This window comes from Amycolatopsis sp. NPDC004625, from assembly GCF_040609695.1.
Lineage (GTDB): Bacteria > Actinomycetota > Actinomycetes > Mycobacteriales > Pseudonocardiaceae > Amycolatopsis.
On record NZ_JBEXKX010000029.1, the window covers coordinates 121,198 to 133,783 of the forward strand.

Sequence of the window (12,586 nt, forward strand, 5' to 3'; positions counted from 1 at the left end):
CAGCCGAAGGGAGGTTTCTTGCCTGCTGGGATAACACCCGGAAAGCGGTTGACGTCACCCCGCCGACACAGCCGCGGACACCGCCGCGCGCAGGCGGGCGTGCAGGTCGCGGTGCCGCGACCGGTCCACCCGCACCTCGACCACGCGCAGCCCCGGCGCGGGTTCCAGGGCCGCCCGGAACTCCGTCAGCGTCTCGGCGACGACGTGCGGGACGCGGTAGCCCGCGCACAGCGCGCCCAGGTCGGCGCCGTGCGGGGTGCCGAAGACGCGCTCGAAGCTCGCCGAGTGCTCCGGCGCACCCTGCTCGAGCAGGGAAAAGATGCCGCCGCCGTCGTCGTTGAGGACCACGATCGTCAGGTCCGGGCGCTGCTCGGCGGGCCCGGTCAGCAGCCCCGAAGCGTCGTGCAGGAACGTCAGGTCGCCCAGCAGCGCGTACGACGGGCCCCGGTGCACGTACGCGGCCCCGATGGCCGTCGAGACCGTGCCGTCGATGCCCGCGACGCCGCGGTTGCGGTGCACGAGGACGTCCGGGCGCAGCCGGCCGGCCAGCGCCACGTCCCGGGTCGGGTTGGACGAGCCGACGACCAGCAGCGAGTCCGGCGGCAGGGCGTCCACCAGCTCGGTCGCCACGCGCAACCCGCTGGGCCACGACTCCTCGGCCAGCGTCGACGCCACCGCGGCCGCGGCCGCCGCGTCGGCCCGGCGCCAGCTGGCCAGCCATTCGGGGTCGGCGGGCTTGGTCGGCTCGTCGAACCACTGCCCGACCTGCCGGACGTTGTGCGCGGGCGCCGGCCAGTCCGAGTCCGGGCGCACCAGCAGCACCTCGACCGAGGCGTCCGAAAGCACCTTCTGGATCTGCCGGAACACCGTCGGCCGGCCGAGGCAGAGCACCTGTTCCGGCTTGTGCCGCGAGATGAACTCCTCGACGCCGAGCAGCCACGCGCCGGACGAGATGGCCGTGCCGCCCGAAAGCCCGATCCCGCCGGTTTCCGAGATCACCGGCCAGCCGTGCTGCTCAGCCCACTCGCTGGCCGCCTGGACGCCGGTGTCGCACGCGATGACCAGGCCGTGTCGCGCCGAGGGCACCACGAACGACGGCAGCGCGCCGAAGTCCGGCAGCTCGGTCCAGCGGGAGCCGTCGGCGCGGCCGTCGAGTGATTCGTACCATTCGCCGTCGTCGTCGAGGTCCGGCACGAGCGGCTCGCGGAACGGGATGTTCAGGTGCACCGGCCCGCAGCGCCACTCGCCGTAGGCGGCGTTCCACGCCCGGCAGATCTGGCTCCGCCAGTACGAGTTCTGCCCGGCCCGCCGCTCGGCGACGGCGAGCTCGTCGAAGTAGCGGACGGCGTCGCCGTAGAGCTGGTGCTGGTCGATGACCTGGGACGCGCCCGCGGCTCTCAGCTCGGGCGGCCGGTCGGCGGTCATGACGATCAGCGGGACGCCGGCGCGGTCAGCCTCGAGGACCGCGGGGTGGAAGTTCGCGGCCGCGGTGCCGGACGTGCAGAGCACGGCGACCGGGCGGCCGGTGCGCGCGGCGACGCCGAGCGCGAGGAAGGCGGCCCCGCGCTCGTCGATGCGGACGTGGAGCTGGAGCTTCCCGGCGGCCGCCGCGTCGTACAGCGCGATCGACAGCGGCGCGTTGCGGGAGCCCGGGCAGAGGACGACGTGCGAAACGGTGTTGCGGACGAGTTCGTCGACGATCACCCTGGCCTGCGCGGTGGAAGGGTTCACCGGCAGGCTCCAGGTGCGTCGAGATCAGATGTGTCCACAGGTCCTATTCTCCCAAACGTGGATGACGCCCGAGTTTCCGAGCTGTTCGACCCCGCCGCGTGGACCGGGGTCGAAGGTTTCGCCTTCACCGACATCACCTACCACCGCTCCGCTGAGAGCCGCGGCGGCAAACGCGTCGTTCGCATCGCGTTCGACCGTCCGGAGGTCCGCAACGCCTTCCGGCCGCACACCGTCGACGAGCTCTACCGGGCGCTGGACCACGCCCGGATGAGCTCGGACGTCGGCTGCGTCCTGCTCACCGGCAACGGCCCCTCGCCCAAGGACGGCGGGTGGGCGTTCTGCTCCGGTGGTGACCAGCGTATTCGCGGACGCTCCGGGTATCAGTACGCGAGCGGCGAGACCTCCGACACGGTGGACCCCGCGCGGGCCGGCCGGCTGCACATCCTCGAGGTCCAGCGGCTGATCCGCTTCCTGCCGAAACCGGTCATCGCGGTCGTTCCGGGCTGGGCCGCCGGCGGCGGGCACTCCCTGCACGTCGTGTGCGATCTCACCCTCGCCTCGGCCGAGCACGCGAAGTTCAAGCAGACCGACGCCGACGTCGGCTCGTTCGACGGCGGCTACGGCTCGGCCTACCTGGCGAAGATGGTCGGGCAGAAGTTCGCCCGCGAGATCTTCTTCCTCGGCCGCGAGTACTCCGCCGAGCAGATGCACCAGATGGGCGCGGTGAACGCCGTCGTGCCGCACGCCGACCTCGAAAAAGAGGCCCTGAACTGGGCGTGGGAGATCACCCGCAAGTCGCCGACGGCGCAGCGGATGCTCAAGTACGCGTTCAACCTCACCGACGACGGGATGGTCGGCCAGCAGCTGTTCGCCGGCGAGACCACCCGCCTGGCGTACATGCAGGACGAAGCCGTCGAAGGCCGCGACGCGTTCCTCGAGAAGCGCGACCCCGATTTCAAGGACGTCCCCTATTACTACTGAGCTGCTCCCGGTCCACCTCGACGGCTCGCCCGAGGCCCTCGAAACGCTGAAGCGGGCCGTCGCGGACGCCCTCGGCGGCGGCCCGGCGGTGCTGCCGTTCACCGACCCCGCGCTGCGGGACGCCATGGCGCCGGCCGAGCCCGCCGAGCCGGGCACCGCCGTGGTCATCGCCACGTCGGGGTCGACCGGCGCACCCAAGGGCGTGCTGCTGTCGGCCCGCGCGCTGACCGCGTCCGCCGAGGCCACGCACGCCCGGCTCGGCGGGCCGGGGCACTGGCTGCTGGCCACCCCGGCGCACTACATCGGCGGGCTGCAGGTGCTGGTCCGGTCGCTGCTGGCCGGGACGACGCCGGCGCTGCTGACCGGCACCGGCTTCCGCCCGGCCGACTTCGCCGCCGCGGCCGCCACGCTGGCGGGCAGCCCGCGGTACACCGCGCTGGTGCCGACCCAGCTGGTCCGCCTGCTCGACGACGGCGGCGCGGGGCTGGCCGCGGCGAAGACGTTCGACGCGATCGTGGTCGGCGCGGCGGCGACGTCCGCGGGCCTGCGGGAACGCGCCGCCGACGCCGGCGTCCGGATCGTGCCCGCGTACGGGATGAGCGAGACGGCCAGCGGCTGCGTCTACGACGGCGTCCCCCTCGACGGCGTCCGCGTCGACGTCGCCGGCGACCGGATCCGGATCGCCGGGGACGTCCTCGCGCACGGCTACCGGCGGCAGCCGGAGCTGACCGCGGAGGCGTTCTCGGCCGGCTGGTTCACGACGTCCGACCGCGGGATCCGGCACGACGACGGCCGGATCGAGGTGCTCGGCCGGGCCGACGACATGATCAACACCGGTGGCGTGAAGGTGTCGGCGAACGCGATCGAGCGCTGCCTGTGCGCGCAGCCGGGCGTGCGGGACGCGTGCGTCGTCGGCGTGCCGGACCCGGAGTGGGGCGAAGCCGTGGTCGCGCTGGTCGTCCCGGACGGCGAACCCGGTGACCTGCGGGCGGCGGTCCGGGCGGAACTGGGTGCGGCGGCCACGCCCAAGCGCATCGAATTCGCACCGGAACTGCCGCTGCGCGGCCCCGGGAAGATCGACCGGACGGCCGTGAAAGCCCGCCTTCGGTAGCGTCTGAATGGCGGTACTTCGTTGACACGCACAGGGTGCGCCCGCTTGGCTACTCACCATGACGCGCTGGATCAGAACCGCCTTCGTCGCCACGGCCGTCACGCTGGGCATCCTGCTGCCCGCGAGCGCGGCCCTCGCCGACAGTGTGGACCCCAACAGCGGTTCCCTCGTCTGGCAGCTGCCGACGTCCGACTGAGTTCCCGGCTTTGATCGTCATGGCGTTGAATGGCGCCATGGCGAGCTTGAGCGAGTGGATCGAAGGGGCCCGGCCGCGGACGCTGCCCAACGCGGTGGCGCCGGTGGTGGCGGGGGTCGGCGCGGCGATCGCGCTGGACGCGTTCTCGTGGTGGCGTTCGGTGCTGGCCCTGCTCGTTTCGCTCTCGCTGATCGTCGGCGTCAACTACGCCAACGACTACTCCGACGGCATCCGCGGCACGGACGAGAACCGCGTCGGCCCGCTGCGCCTGGTCGGCTCGAAGGTCGCCGCACCCAAGGCCGTGCTGACGGCGGCGCTGGTCTCCCTCGGCCTGGCCGGGGTGCTCGGCCTGGTCCTGGTGGCGGTCAGCGGGCACTGGTGGCTGCTGGGCATGGGCGCGCTGTGCATCCTCGGCGCGTGGTTCTACACCGGCGGCAAGAAGCCCTACGGCTACTACGGCTTCGGCGAGATCGCGGTGTTCGTGTTCTTCGGCCTGGCCGGCGTCCTGGGCACGGTGTACGTCCAGGCCGGCCGGGTCAGCTGGGCGGCCCTGGCGTGCGCGGTCGTGGTCGGCTGCTTCTCGACGGCGGTCCTGACGGCCAACAACCTGCGCGACATCCCGACCGACGTCGAGTCCGGCAAGCGCACCCTGGCCACCCGCCTGGGTGACCAGGGCACCCGGCGGCTGTACCTGGCGCTGATCGCGGTGCCGTACGTGCTCAGCGGGATCCTGCAGTTCACGACGCACTCGCTCGCGGCGCTCACCGTGCTGAGCGCCGCCCTGTTGCCCCAGTCCGTCAAGGCGATCCTCGGCAACGCGACCGGCCGCGACCTCATCCCCGCCCTGCGTGACACCGGGCTCGCGATGCTCGCCTGGGCGGTGCTGGCCGCGGTCGGCCTGAACCTCTAGAGCTCCGGGAACTTCCCGGTCGTCAGGAACTCCTCGAACAACGCCGTGTGCGGCGCCAGGTCCAGGCCCTGCTGGTCCAGCCACTCGTCGTTGTAGTACGTGTGCGCGTACCGCTCGCCGCCGTCGCAGAGCAGCGTCACGACGCTGCCCGCCTGGCCGTCCTCGACCATCCGGGAGATGAGCCGGAACGCGCCGTAGAGGTTCGTGCCGGTCGAGCCGCCCGCCCAGTGGCCGGTCCGCTCGCGCAGCAGGCGGACGGCCGCCAGGGAACCCGCGTCGGGGATGCGGAACATCTCGTCGATGACGCCGGGGACGAACGACGGCTCGCAGCGCGGCCGCCCGATGCCCTCGATCCGCGACGGCATCCCGGTGGCGTAGTCCATCGCCCCGGTCTCCCAGGCGCCGTAGAACGACGAGTTCTCCGGGTCGACCACGCAGATCTTCGTCGTGTGGCGCTTGTAGCGGACGTACCGGCCGAAGGTCGCGCTCGTGCCGCCGGTGCCCGCGCCGACGACGATCCAGCGCGGGATCGGGTGGCGCTCCGAGCGCATCTGCGCGAACACCGACTCGGCGATGTTGTTGTTGCCACGCCAGTCCGTCGCGCGCTCGGCGTAGGTGAACTGGTCGAGGTAGTGGCCGCCGCACTCGGCCGCGAGCCGTTCCGCCTCCGGGTACATCGCCGGGGCCTCGTCGACGAAGTGGCACTCGCCGCCGTAGAACTCGATGAGCGCGACCTTCTCCTGCGACGTGCGCCGCGGCACGACCGTGATGAAGCGCAGGCCGAGCATCCGGGCGAAGTACGCCTCGGACACCGCGGTCGAGCCGCTGGAGGCCTCGACGAGCACGGTGTCCGGCCCGATCTGGCCGTTGACCAGCCCGTACAGGAACAGCGACCGGGCCAGCCGGTGCTTCAGCGAGCCGGTCGGGTGCACCGACTCGTCCTTGAGGTAGAGGTCGATGCCCCACTCCGGGGGCAGCGGGAAGACGTGCAGGTGCGTGTCGGCGCTGCGGTTGGCGTCGGCCTCGATGATCCGGACGGCCTCGCGAACCCAGCTGCGGCTGTGCGGGCGGCTCACTCCGGCTGCCCGGCGGCGTCGCCCCGCAGCTGCGCGCGCAGCTCGGCACGGGCGCGGGCCCGCTTCTCGTTGCGCTTCGCCAGCCCGGCGGTCACGCGGGCGTTGAGCGGGCGGAACAGCAGCAGGCCGAGCGGCAGCCCGACCACCAAGCCGATGACCAGGGCGACCAGCAGCGGCACCCCGGCCAGGGACAGCGCCCAGGCGATCACCGCGACCAGCACGAACCGCGCCAGCAGGTACAGCGTCAGGTCACGGGGCAGGTTGTTGCTCACATCAACGCAGGCTACGCCCCGCCCGGCCGGTCCTTCTGCAGGCCCGCGTTGTTCGGGCGGCCCTCGAAGCGCGTCGAGAGGACCACGGTGGTGTTCGTGCGCCCGACACCCGGGATGCGGCGGAGCCGGGCCAGCGTCCGCTCCAGCTCGTCGACGGTCGGCACGCGCACCTTGACGACGAACGCCTCGTCGCCGGCCACCGCGTAGCAGCTCTCGACCTCGTCGAGCTCGCCGAGCGCGTCGGCGACGTCGTCCTCGGTCGCGGTGTCGGTGGGATGGATGCCGACGAGGGCGGTGACGCCGAGGCCGACCGAGCTCGGGTCGACGACCGCGTGGTAGCCGGTGATCACGCCGGCGGCCTCCAGCTTGCCCACCCGCTCGTGCACCGAAGACGCGGAGAGCCCGACGGCCCGTCCGAGGTCGGCGTAAGTGGCCCGTCCGTTGATGCGCAACGCTGCGATGATCTTCCGGTCCAACTGATCCACGGGGATCACTCTATGCGGTTGGACAATCCCCCATTGGCACCACGCCTCGCCGCCGCTGACCGGCGGCCCTGACATCTGCGCACGTCAGGTCGCCGCAGAGTAGTTGCCGAGGGTGAACAATCTGTCCGTTTTGACCTTTAAGGGCTCTTTACTCGTGGACAACCGTTCGAGTACCCGACGGGTGAAGTGCAACGATTGCCTTGTTGGCTACCCCGGCGCGACGGGCAGAAGGGCCCGGACGCCTCCCGGTATAGCAGTGAGTTCGTTAAGGAGGCGGAAAATGACCGCGACGATGGGCGGACGCCTGCTCACCCCTGGCGAGGTGGCAGCGCTCTTCCGGGTGGACCCGAAGACGGTGACGCGGTGGGCGACCGCGGGCCGGATCGGCTCGATCCGCACCCCGGGCGGGCACCGGCGGTTCCGGGAGTCCGAGGTGAACGAGCTTCTCGCCGAGCTGACCACCGACGCCAGCGAACCGGCTCGCAACGCCTGAACCATCCGCACACGGGGGCCGTGTGGGTACGGGAACCATCCCGTCCCCGCGCGGCCCCCGGGCATTTCCCGGCCCGGCTTCAGACCCACCACACGGCCGCACGGGTTAACCTCGGTGGACAGGCAGCCCCACGGAAGGATCCGGCATGCTCGCTCTGCTCGCGGCGGTCGGCGCGCTGGTCGTCGCCCTGCTCCTGTGGCGGTCGTTCGCCGGCCAGCGGATCGGGGTGACGTCGGCCCCGCGCCGGGCCCCGCTCGCGCCGGACGACGACCCCGACTTCCTGCGCCAGCTGGCCGAACAACAGCGCAAACGCCGGGACGAAGACTCCTAGCCCACCCTTTACCTTCGCCACGTCGGTCGTGAGTGGTAAGGCGGGTTAGAACCCGCCTTACCACTCACGAGCCGGGGTCAGCGGTAGCCCTGGGAGAGCGGGGTGGCGAAGCCGTCGGCGACGGTGGCCGCCAGGTCCAGCAGGGCCAGGCGGGTGTCGCCGGACAGGCGGTCCAGCTCGATCTCCGCGCCTTCCTCCAGGTGCGGGTCGAACGGGACCTTGCAGACCGCCCGGACCTTCGCGCCGAAGTGCGCCGAGAGCTTGTCGAGGTCGACCGACCCGCCCTTGGGCCGGACCGAGTTGATCACCGCCACCGAGCGCTTGACCAGCTCGCCGTAGCCGTGCGCCTCCAGCCAGTCCAGCGTCGCCGAGGCGCTGCGGGCGCCGTCGACCGAGCCGGACGACACCACGACCAGCGCGTCCGCGACGTCCAGGACGCCCTTCATCGCCGAGTGCATCAGGCCGGTGCCGCAGTCGGTGAGCACGATGTTGTAGAAGTGCTCCAGCAGGTTGACCGTGCGCCGGTAGTCGTCCTCGGAGAACGCCTCCGACACGGCCGGGTCCTGCTCGCTGGCCAGGATCTCCAGCCGGCTCGAGCCCTGGGACGTGTAGGACCGGACGTCGCTGTAGCGCGTGATGCGGGCGGCATCACGCAGCAGGTGCCGGACCGTCGCGGTGGTCTCCAGCGGGATCTTCTGCGACAGCGTGCCGCGGTCCGGGTTGGCGTCGACGGCCACCACGCGGTCACCGCGCAGGGACGCGAACGTCGAGCCCAGCGTCGTCGTCACCGTGGTCTTGCCGACGCCGCCCTTGAGCGAGAGCATCGCGATCTTGTAGCACCCGCGCAGCGGCTGGTTGACGCGCGCGATGAGCTCCCGGCGCCGGGTGTCGGCCGGGCTCTCCCCCGGGTTGACCAGCTTGCCGGTGCCGACGTACAGCGCCTTGCGCCAGCCGGACTGCGGCGGCCGCTTGGTCTGCTTGACCAGGTGCGCGGTCGACAGGTCGTGCCCGTGCCCCGGCTGCTGCGGCGGCGCCGCGTGCCGCCCGCCCTGGGGCTGCGGCAGGCCGGACGGCTGCTGCTGCGGGTACTGCGCTTGGGCTTGGGCGTACTGCTGGGCCGGGTCGTACTGCGGCTGCAGCGGCGGCAGGTTCTGGTCGTAGCCGTAGGGCGGCACCTGGTGCGGCCCCGACACGGCCGGGTTGGGCATCCCGTGCGGACCCGACACGGCCGGGTTCGGCGGCGCCACGGCCTGCGTGGGCTGCACGTCGTAGGCCCCCGACGCCTCGGGGTGCGGGTGCGAGTCCGTCCGGTCGTCGGCGAACAGGCCCGGCTGCGGCGGGGCAGCGGCCGGGTCGGCCTGTTCGGGGTGGCCAGGAGCCGATTCTTCGCTGGGTCCGGTCACCGGTGAAAACCTCCGCGCGCTCCGCCTGTCACATCAGCCCCCCGATGTCGACGGTAGTCGGCGGACGCGCGGGCTGCTCAGCCCACCCCGGCGTAGGAGTGCAGGCCGACGGAGACGAGGTTCACGAAGAACAGGTTGAAGATCATCGCGGCGAACCCGACGATGTTGATGACCGCGGCCCGGGCACCGCGCCAGCCGGCCGTCGCCCGCGAGTGCAGGTAGGCCGCGTAGACGACCCAGGCGATGAACGCGCAGGTCTCCTTGGGGTCCCAGCCCCAGAACCGGCCCCACGCCGACTCGGCCCAGACGGCACCGCAGAGGACGCCGAAGGTGAAGATCGGGAAGGCGAAGATCGTCGTCCGGTAGGCGATCCGGTCGAGGACGTCGGCCGCGGGCAGCTTGGGGGCGAACCGGGCGAACTTCGTGGCGTCCTTCTCGTGGGCCGCGCGGAACAGGAAGAGCACGCTCGCGACGCCGGGGACCAGGAAGACACCGGAGCCGATGATGGCCGCCGAGACGTGGATGACCAGCCAGTACGACTGCAGGGCGGGCTGCACCGGCGCCGCGGTCGTGTACAGCAGCGTGCCGTTGATGAACATCAGGATCACGACGGGCAGCAGCAGGAAGCCGGTGAGGTGCCGGACCGGGAACTTCCACATCACGACGATCCAGGTGACCACCGCGATGAAGGTCACCGCCATGCCGTACTCGTACATGTTGCCCCACGGCGCGCGGTGCACGGCGAGCCCGCGCAGCACGATCGCCGTCAGCTGCAGCAGGGCGCCGAGCACGAGCAGCGACGCGCCCATCCGGCCGATCCGCTCGGGGCGGCCGACCTCGCGCTGCGCGGCCGGGACGTCCTCGACCGGCGGCCCGCCGGCGCCGACCAGCTCGCGGGCCCGCAGCTTGGCGCGCTCGGTGGCGAGCCGCCCCTTGGCGCCGAAGCCCTGCTCGATCAGGGTGAACATCAGCGCGACGACGTAGATCGCCGCGGCGGTGGTGTACAGCCAGTCGCTGTAGGTCGACAGCGTCTCGTTGATCGGCATGCCTCAGCCCTTCTGCCCACTGATCAGGCGTTCACTGACCCGGTGGAACTCTTCGCCGTACCCGGCCTGGTCGGTGCGCGCCAGCCCGGCGACCTCGATCACGGTACCCGGGTGGTCTTCGGTCCCCGGTTTCACCCGCACCCACAGCCGGCGGCGCTTGACCAGCAGGGACGCGCCGAGCCCGACGAACATCGCGATGGCGAACCCGAGCACGAACCCCTGCGTGGGGTCGTGCGAGATCTGGATCGACACCCACTGGCCGACGCCGTCGAAGCGGACCTTCGTGCCGTCGTCGAGCTTCAGCTCCTCGCCGACCTTCAGGTTCTGCCGGGCGACCTTCTTCAGCCGGCCGTCGGCGACGAGCGACTGGTCGACCTCGAAGACGGACTGCCCGCGCCCGGCGTCCAGGCCCAGGTCGCCGCGCAGGACGTCGACGGCGACGGCGGGGTCGTTCGCCTCGGGCGCCGAGGACGTCAGGACGTTGCCGTGCAGGAACGCCGTCGGGGCGAACAGGCCGGTGATGGCCAGCTGCCGGGTCCGCCGCTGGACCTCGTCGGTGATGCCGGGCTGGTCGAACTTCGTCGCGCCCTCGGCGAGCATGGTGCTCGGGTCGACGGTGCGCCACTGGGTGTTCTGGGTTCGCTGGCTGCCGTCCGGGAAGGTGACGGTGAACTTCGGCGAGTAGCCGTGCCCGAGCAGGTAGACGCGGTCGCCGGCGGTGCGCAGCGGCGAGTTGACCTCGAGGCCGTACGGGCGCCAGCTGCCGGTGTCCAGGTCCGCGCCGGACTGGTACTCGATGTTCGAGTGGTAGTAGTCGGGCTGGCCGGAGGCGGTGTAGCGGGCGGTGAAGTCGTTCACCTTCACGCAGAACGGGTTGAGGTCGGTGCCGTCGACCCGCAGGCCCGCGTTGAACGAGTCGTAGTTGTAGATGCCGGCGTTGCAGAAGGTGCTGCCGTCGGCCTGGACGATGACCTGGCCCTCGTAGCTGTAGAGCTTGCCGAGGGCGAAGAAGACGATCAGGCCGAGCATGCTGAAGTGGAAGAGCAGGTTGCCGGTCTCGCGCAGGAACCCGCGTTCGGCCGAGATCGTGCGGACGCCGTCGGCCTCTTCGCGTTCGACCCGCCGCCAGCCGGAGAGCTGCTTGTGGACGGCGGCGACCTCGGCGGTGACGTCGGCCTTGCCCCGGCCGAGCCGGTAGTGCGGCATCCGGGCCAGGTTGCGCGGGGTCAGCACGGGCTTGGCGCGCATCGCCTTGACGTACTCGAAGCTGCGCGGGGTGAGGCAGCCGATGAGCGAGACCATCAGCAGCAGGTAGATGGCGGAGAACCAGATGCTGGAGTAGACGTCGTAGAACTCGAGCTTGTCGAGCAGCGTCCCCCACCACCCGTGTGCGGCGATGTAGTCGTCGACCTTGGGCGCGTTGAGCTTCCGCTGGGGCAGGAGGGCGCCGGGCAGCGCGGCGAGGGCGAGCAGGAAGAGCAGGACGAGCGCGGTCCGCATCGACGTCAGACCGCGCCAGGTGTTGCGCAGGAAGGCGAAGGTGCGCTTCGCCGGTGTCGGGCCTTGCGGCGTCTTCGGGGGCGCTTCGGTGGTCGTCACAGCGGCAGCTCCAGACCGCCGGTGAGCTCGTTGCGGAGCCAGCCCATCAGATCCCCCCAGACGCCGGTGACGAGCAGGACGCCCACGGCCAGCAGCAGCACCCCGCCGAAGATCTGCACCTGCCGGCCGTGCCGGCGCACCCAGTCGGTGGCGCGCACGGCCCAGCGGGCGCCGAGCGCGATGAGCAGGAACGGCACCCCGAGCCCGAGGCAGTAGACGGCGATCAGCAGGTACCCGCGCGCCTCGGCCCCGCCGGTGGCGCTGGCCAGCGTCATGACGGCGGACAGGGTCGGCCCGATGCACGGCGTCCACCCGAGCCCGAAGATGGCCCCGAGCAGCGGCGCGCTCCAGATCCCGCCGCGCGGCACGTGGTGCGAGCGGACCTCGCGCTGCAGGCCGGGGATCCAGCCGAGGAAGACCAGGGCCATGGCGATGGTGAGCACCCCGCCGAGGCGCTGGATCAGGTTCTGGTTGAGCACGAGCGTGTCGGCGAGCCAGACGAGGGTGCCGAGGGTGGCGACGAAGACGACGGTGAACCCGAGGACGAACAGAAGCGCGGCCCCGACGACGGCCCACCGCCCCTGCTTGCGCTCTTCGTCGGCGCTGACGGCCGGCGCATCGGCCCCGACGAGCGCGGCGAGGTAGGCGAGGTACCCGGGAACGAGCGGAACGACGCAGGGCGAGGCGAAGGAGATGGCCCCGGCGAGCAGGGCGACCCCGGCGGCGAGCAGCAGCGGTCCGGAGATCGCCAGCTCGGTCACGGAGTTCACTCCGTTGAGGGTAGGCAGTGAGGTCCTGGTGAGAACGCCGGGGCCGGTTCACAGGACCTCGGTCACAGCAGTTCAGGACCTTCGTCCCGGCCGGGGGGGGGGGGGGGGGGGGGGGGTGGGTGACCCGCGACACCAACAACCCCACCACCCCCGCCAACACCCCCACGCCCGCCCCCCCGCCG

The 12,586-nt window shown here is 71.8% G+C and carries 14 protein-coding genes; 6 read left to right on the plus strand and 8 right to left on the minus strand.

Annotated features, from left to right (window positions below; all coding sequences use genetic code 11):
• Window positions 1-54: 54 nt before the first annotated feature.
• On the minus strand, window positions 55-1,731 hold the full coding sequence (gene menD, locus ABZW17_RS29575; RefSeq protein WP_354821317.1) for a 2-succinyl-5-enolpyruvyl-6-hydroxy-3-cyclohexene-1-carboxylic-acid synthase: 1,677 nt from the start codon (window positions 1,729-1,731) through the stop codon (window positions 55-57).
• 57 nt (window positions 1,732-1,788) lie between these two features.
• Between menD and ABZW17_RS29580 the strand changes: the two genes are divergently transcribed.
• The 4 genes from ABZW17_RS29580 to ABZW17_RS29595 are packed head-to-tail and all read left to right on the plus strand — an operon-like array spanning window position 1,789 to window position 4,929.
• The gene (locus tag ABZW17_RS29580) at window positions 1,789-2,712 is read left to right on the plus strand and encodes a 1,4-dihydroxy-2-naphthoyl-CoA synthase (protein ID WP_354821320.1); all 924 of its coding nucleotides are present in this window, start codon (window positions 1,789-1,791) and stop codon (window positions 2,710-2,712) included.
• Window position 2,713: 1 nt separating this feature from the next.
• Complete coding sequence (gene menE, locus ABZW17_RS29585; RefSeq protein ID WP_354821369.1) at window positions 2,714-3,823, plus strand: o-succinylbenzoate--CoA ligase; 1,110 nt, start codon at window positions 2,714-2,716, stop codon at window positions 3,821-3,823.
• A gap of 58 nt (window positions 3,824-3,881) precedes the next feature.
• Entirely contained in the window at window positions 3,882-4,019 is a 138-nt protein-coding gene (locus tag ABZW17_RS29590; protein ID WP_354821323.1) for a hypothetical protein, read from the plus strand.
• Between the two features lie 37 nt (window positions 4,020-4,056).
• On the plus strand, window positions 4,057-4,929 hold the full coding sequence (locus tag ABZW17_RS29595) for a 1,4-dihydroxy-2-naphthoate polyprenyltransferase (RefSeq protein ID WP_354821326.1): 873 nt from the start codon (window positions 4,057-4,059) through the stop codon (window positions 4,927-4,929).
• Here the strand turns inward: ABZW17_RS29595 and ABZW17_RS29600 are convergent.
• From ABZW17_RS29600 to ABZW17_RS29610, 3 genes are read right to left on the minus strand one after another with little or no spacing between them, the layout of a single operon-like run.
• The gene (locus ABZW17_RS29600) at window positions 4,926-6,005 is read right to left on the minus strand and encodes a PLP-dependent cysteine synthase family protein (protein ID WP_354821329.1); all 1,080 of its coding nucleotides are present in this window, start codon (window positions 6,003-6,005) and stop codon (window positions 4,926-4,928) included. The genes ABZW17_RS29595 and ABZW17_RS29600 overlap by 4 nt on opposite strands.
• Window positions 6,002-6,277, minus strand: a complete 276-nt coding sequence (locus tag ABZW17_RS29605; protein ID WP_354821332.1) for a DUF4229 domain-containing protein — start codon at window positions 6,275-6,277, stop codon at window positions 6,002-6,004. Before ABZW17_RS29605 ends, ABZW17_RS29600 begins: the two co-directional genes overlap by 4 nt.
• Before the next feature lie 11 nt (window positions 6,278-6,288).
• Window positions 6,289-6,762, minus strand: coding sequence for an Lrp/AsnC family transcriptional regulator (locus ABZW17_RS29610; RefSeq protein WP_354821334.1), 474 nt, complete (start codon window positions 6,760-6,762; stop codon window positions 6,289-6,291).
• Between the two features lie 280 nt (window positions 6,763-7,042).
• Between ABZW17_RS29610 and ABZW17_RS29615 the strand changes: the two genes are divergently transcribed.
• Complete coding sequence (locus ABZW17_RS29615; RefSeq protein ID WP_003081896.1) at window positions 7,043-7,255, plus strand: BldC family transcriptional regulator; 213 nt, start codon at window positions 7,043-7,045, stop codon at window positions 7,253-7,255.
• Between the two features lie 145 nt (window positions 7,256-7,400).
• Window positions 7,401-7,586 (plus strand): hypothetical protein, encoded by a 186-nt coding sequence (locus tag ABZW17_RS29620; RefSeq protein ID WP_354821336.1) that lies wholly within the window; start codon window positions 7,401-7,403, stop codon window positions 7,584-7,586.
• Window positions 7,587-7,663: 77 nt separating this feature from the next.
• Here ABZW17_RS29620 and ABZW17_RS29625 read toward each other — a convergent pair whose 3' ends face one another.
• The 4 genes from ABZW17_RS29625 to ABZW17_RS29640 form a co-directional block, all read right to left on the minus strand.
• Window positions 7,664-8,989, minus strand: coding sequence for an AAA family ATPase (locus tag ABZW17_RS29625; RefSeq protein WP_354821339.1), 1,326 nt, complete (start codon window positions 8,987-8,989; stop codon window positions 7,664-7,666).
• Between the two features lie 77 nt (window positions 8,990-9,066).
• Window positions 9,067-10,035, minus strand: coding sequence for a c-type cytochrome biogenesis protein CcsB (gene ccsB / locus ABZW17_RS29630; RefSeq protein ID WP_354821342.1), 969 nt, complete (start codon window positions 10,033-10,035; stop codon window positions 9,067-9,069).
• A 3-nt stretch (window positions 10,036-10,038) separates the two neighbouring features.
• Window positions 10,039-11,634: a cytochrome c biogenesis protein ResB gene (locus ABZW17_RS29635; protein WP_354821345.1), complete on the minus strand. Its 1,596-nt coding sequence runs from the start codon at window positions 11,632-11,634 to the stop codon at window positions 10,039-10,041.
• Window positions 11,631-12,404 carry a cytochrome c biogenesis CcdA family protein gene (locus tag ABZW17_RS29640; RefSeq protein ID WP_354821348.1) on the minus strand — a complete coding sequence of 258 codons (774 nt, stop codon included), beginning with the start codon at window positions 12,402-12,404 and terminating at the stop codon, window positions 11,631-11,633. The genes ABZW17_RS29635 and ABZW17_RS29640 overlap by 4 nt, the downstream gene beginning before the upstream one ends.
• Window positions 12,405-12,586 lie beyond the last annotated feature (182 nt).

Coding starts and splice junctions, on each gene's coding strand:
- ABZW17_RS29615 (WP_003081896.1), top strand. CDS start 7,043: ATGACCGCGACGATGGGCGGACGCCTGCTCACCCCTGGCGAGGTGGCA.
- ABZW17_RS29620 (WP_354821336.1), top strand. CDS start 7,401: ATGCTCGCTCTGCTCGCGGCGGTCGGCGCGCTGGTCGTCGCCCTGCTC.
- ccsB (WP_354821342.1), bottom strand. CDS start 10,035: ATGCCGATCAACGAGACGCTGTCGACCTACAGCGACTGGCTGTACACC.
- ABZW17_RS29590 (WP_354821323.1), top strand. CDS start 3,882: ATGACGCGCTGGATCAGAACCGCCTTCGTCGCCACGGCCGTCACGCTG.
- ABZW17_RS29595 (WP_354821326.1), top strand. CDS start 4,057: ATGGCGAGCTTGAGCGAGTGGATCGAAGGGGCCCGGCCGCGGACGCTG.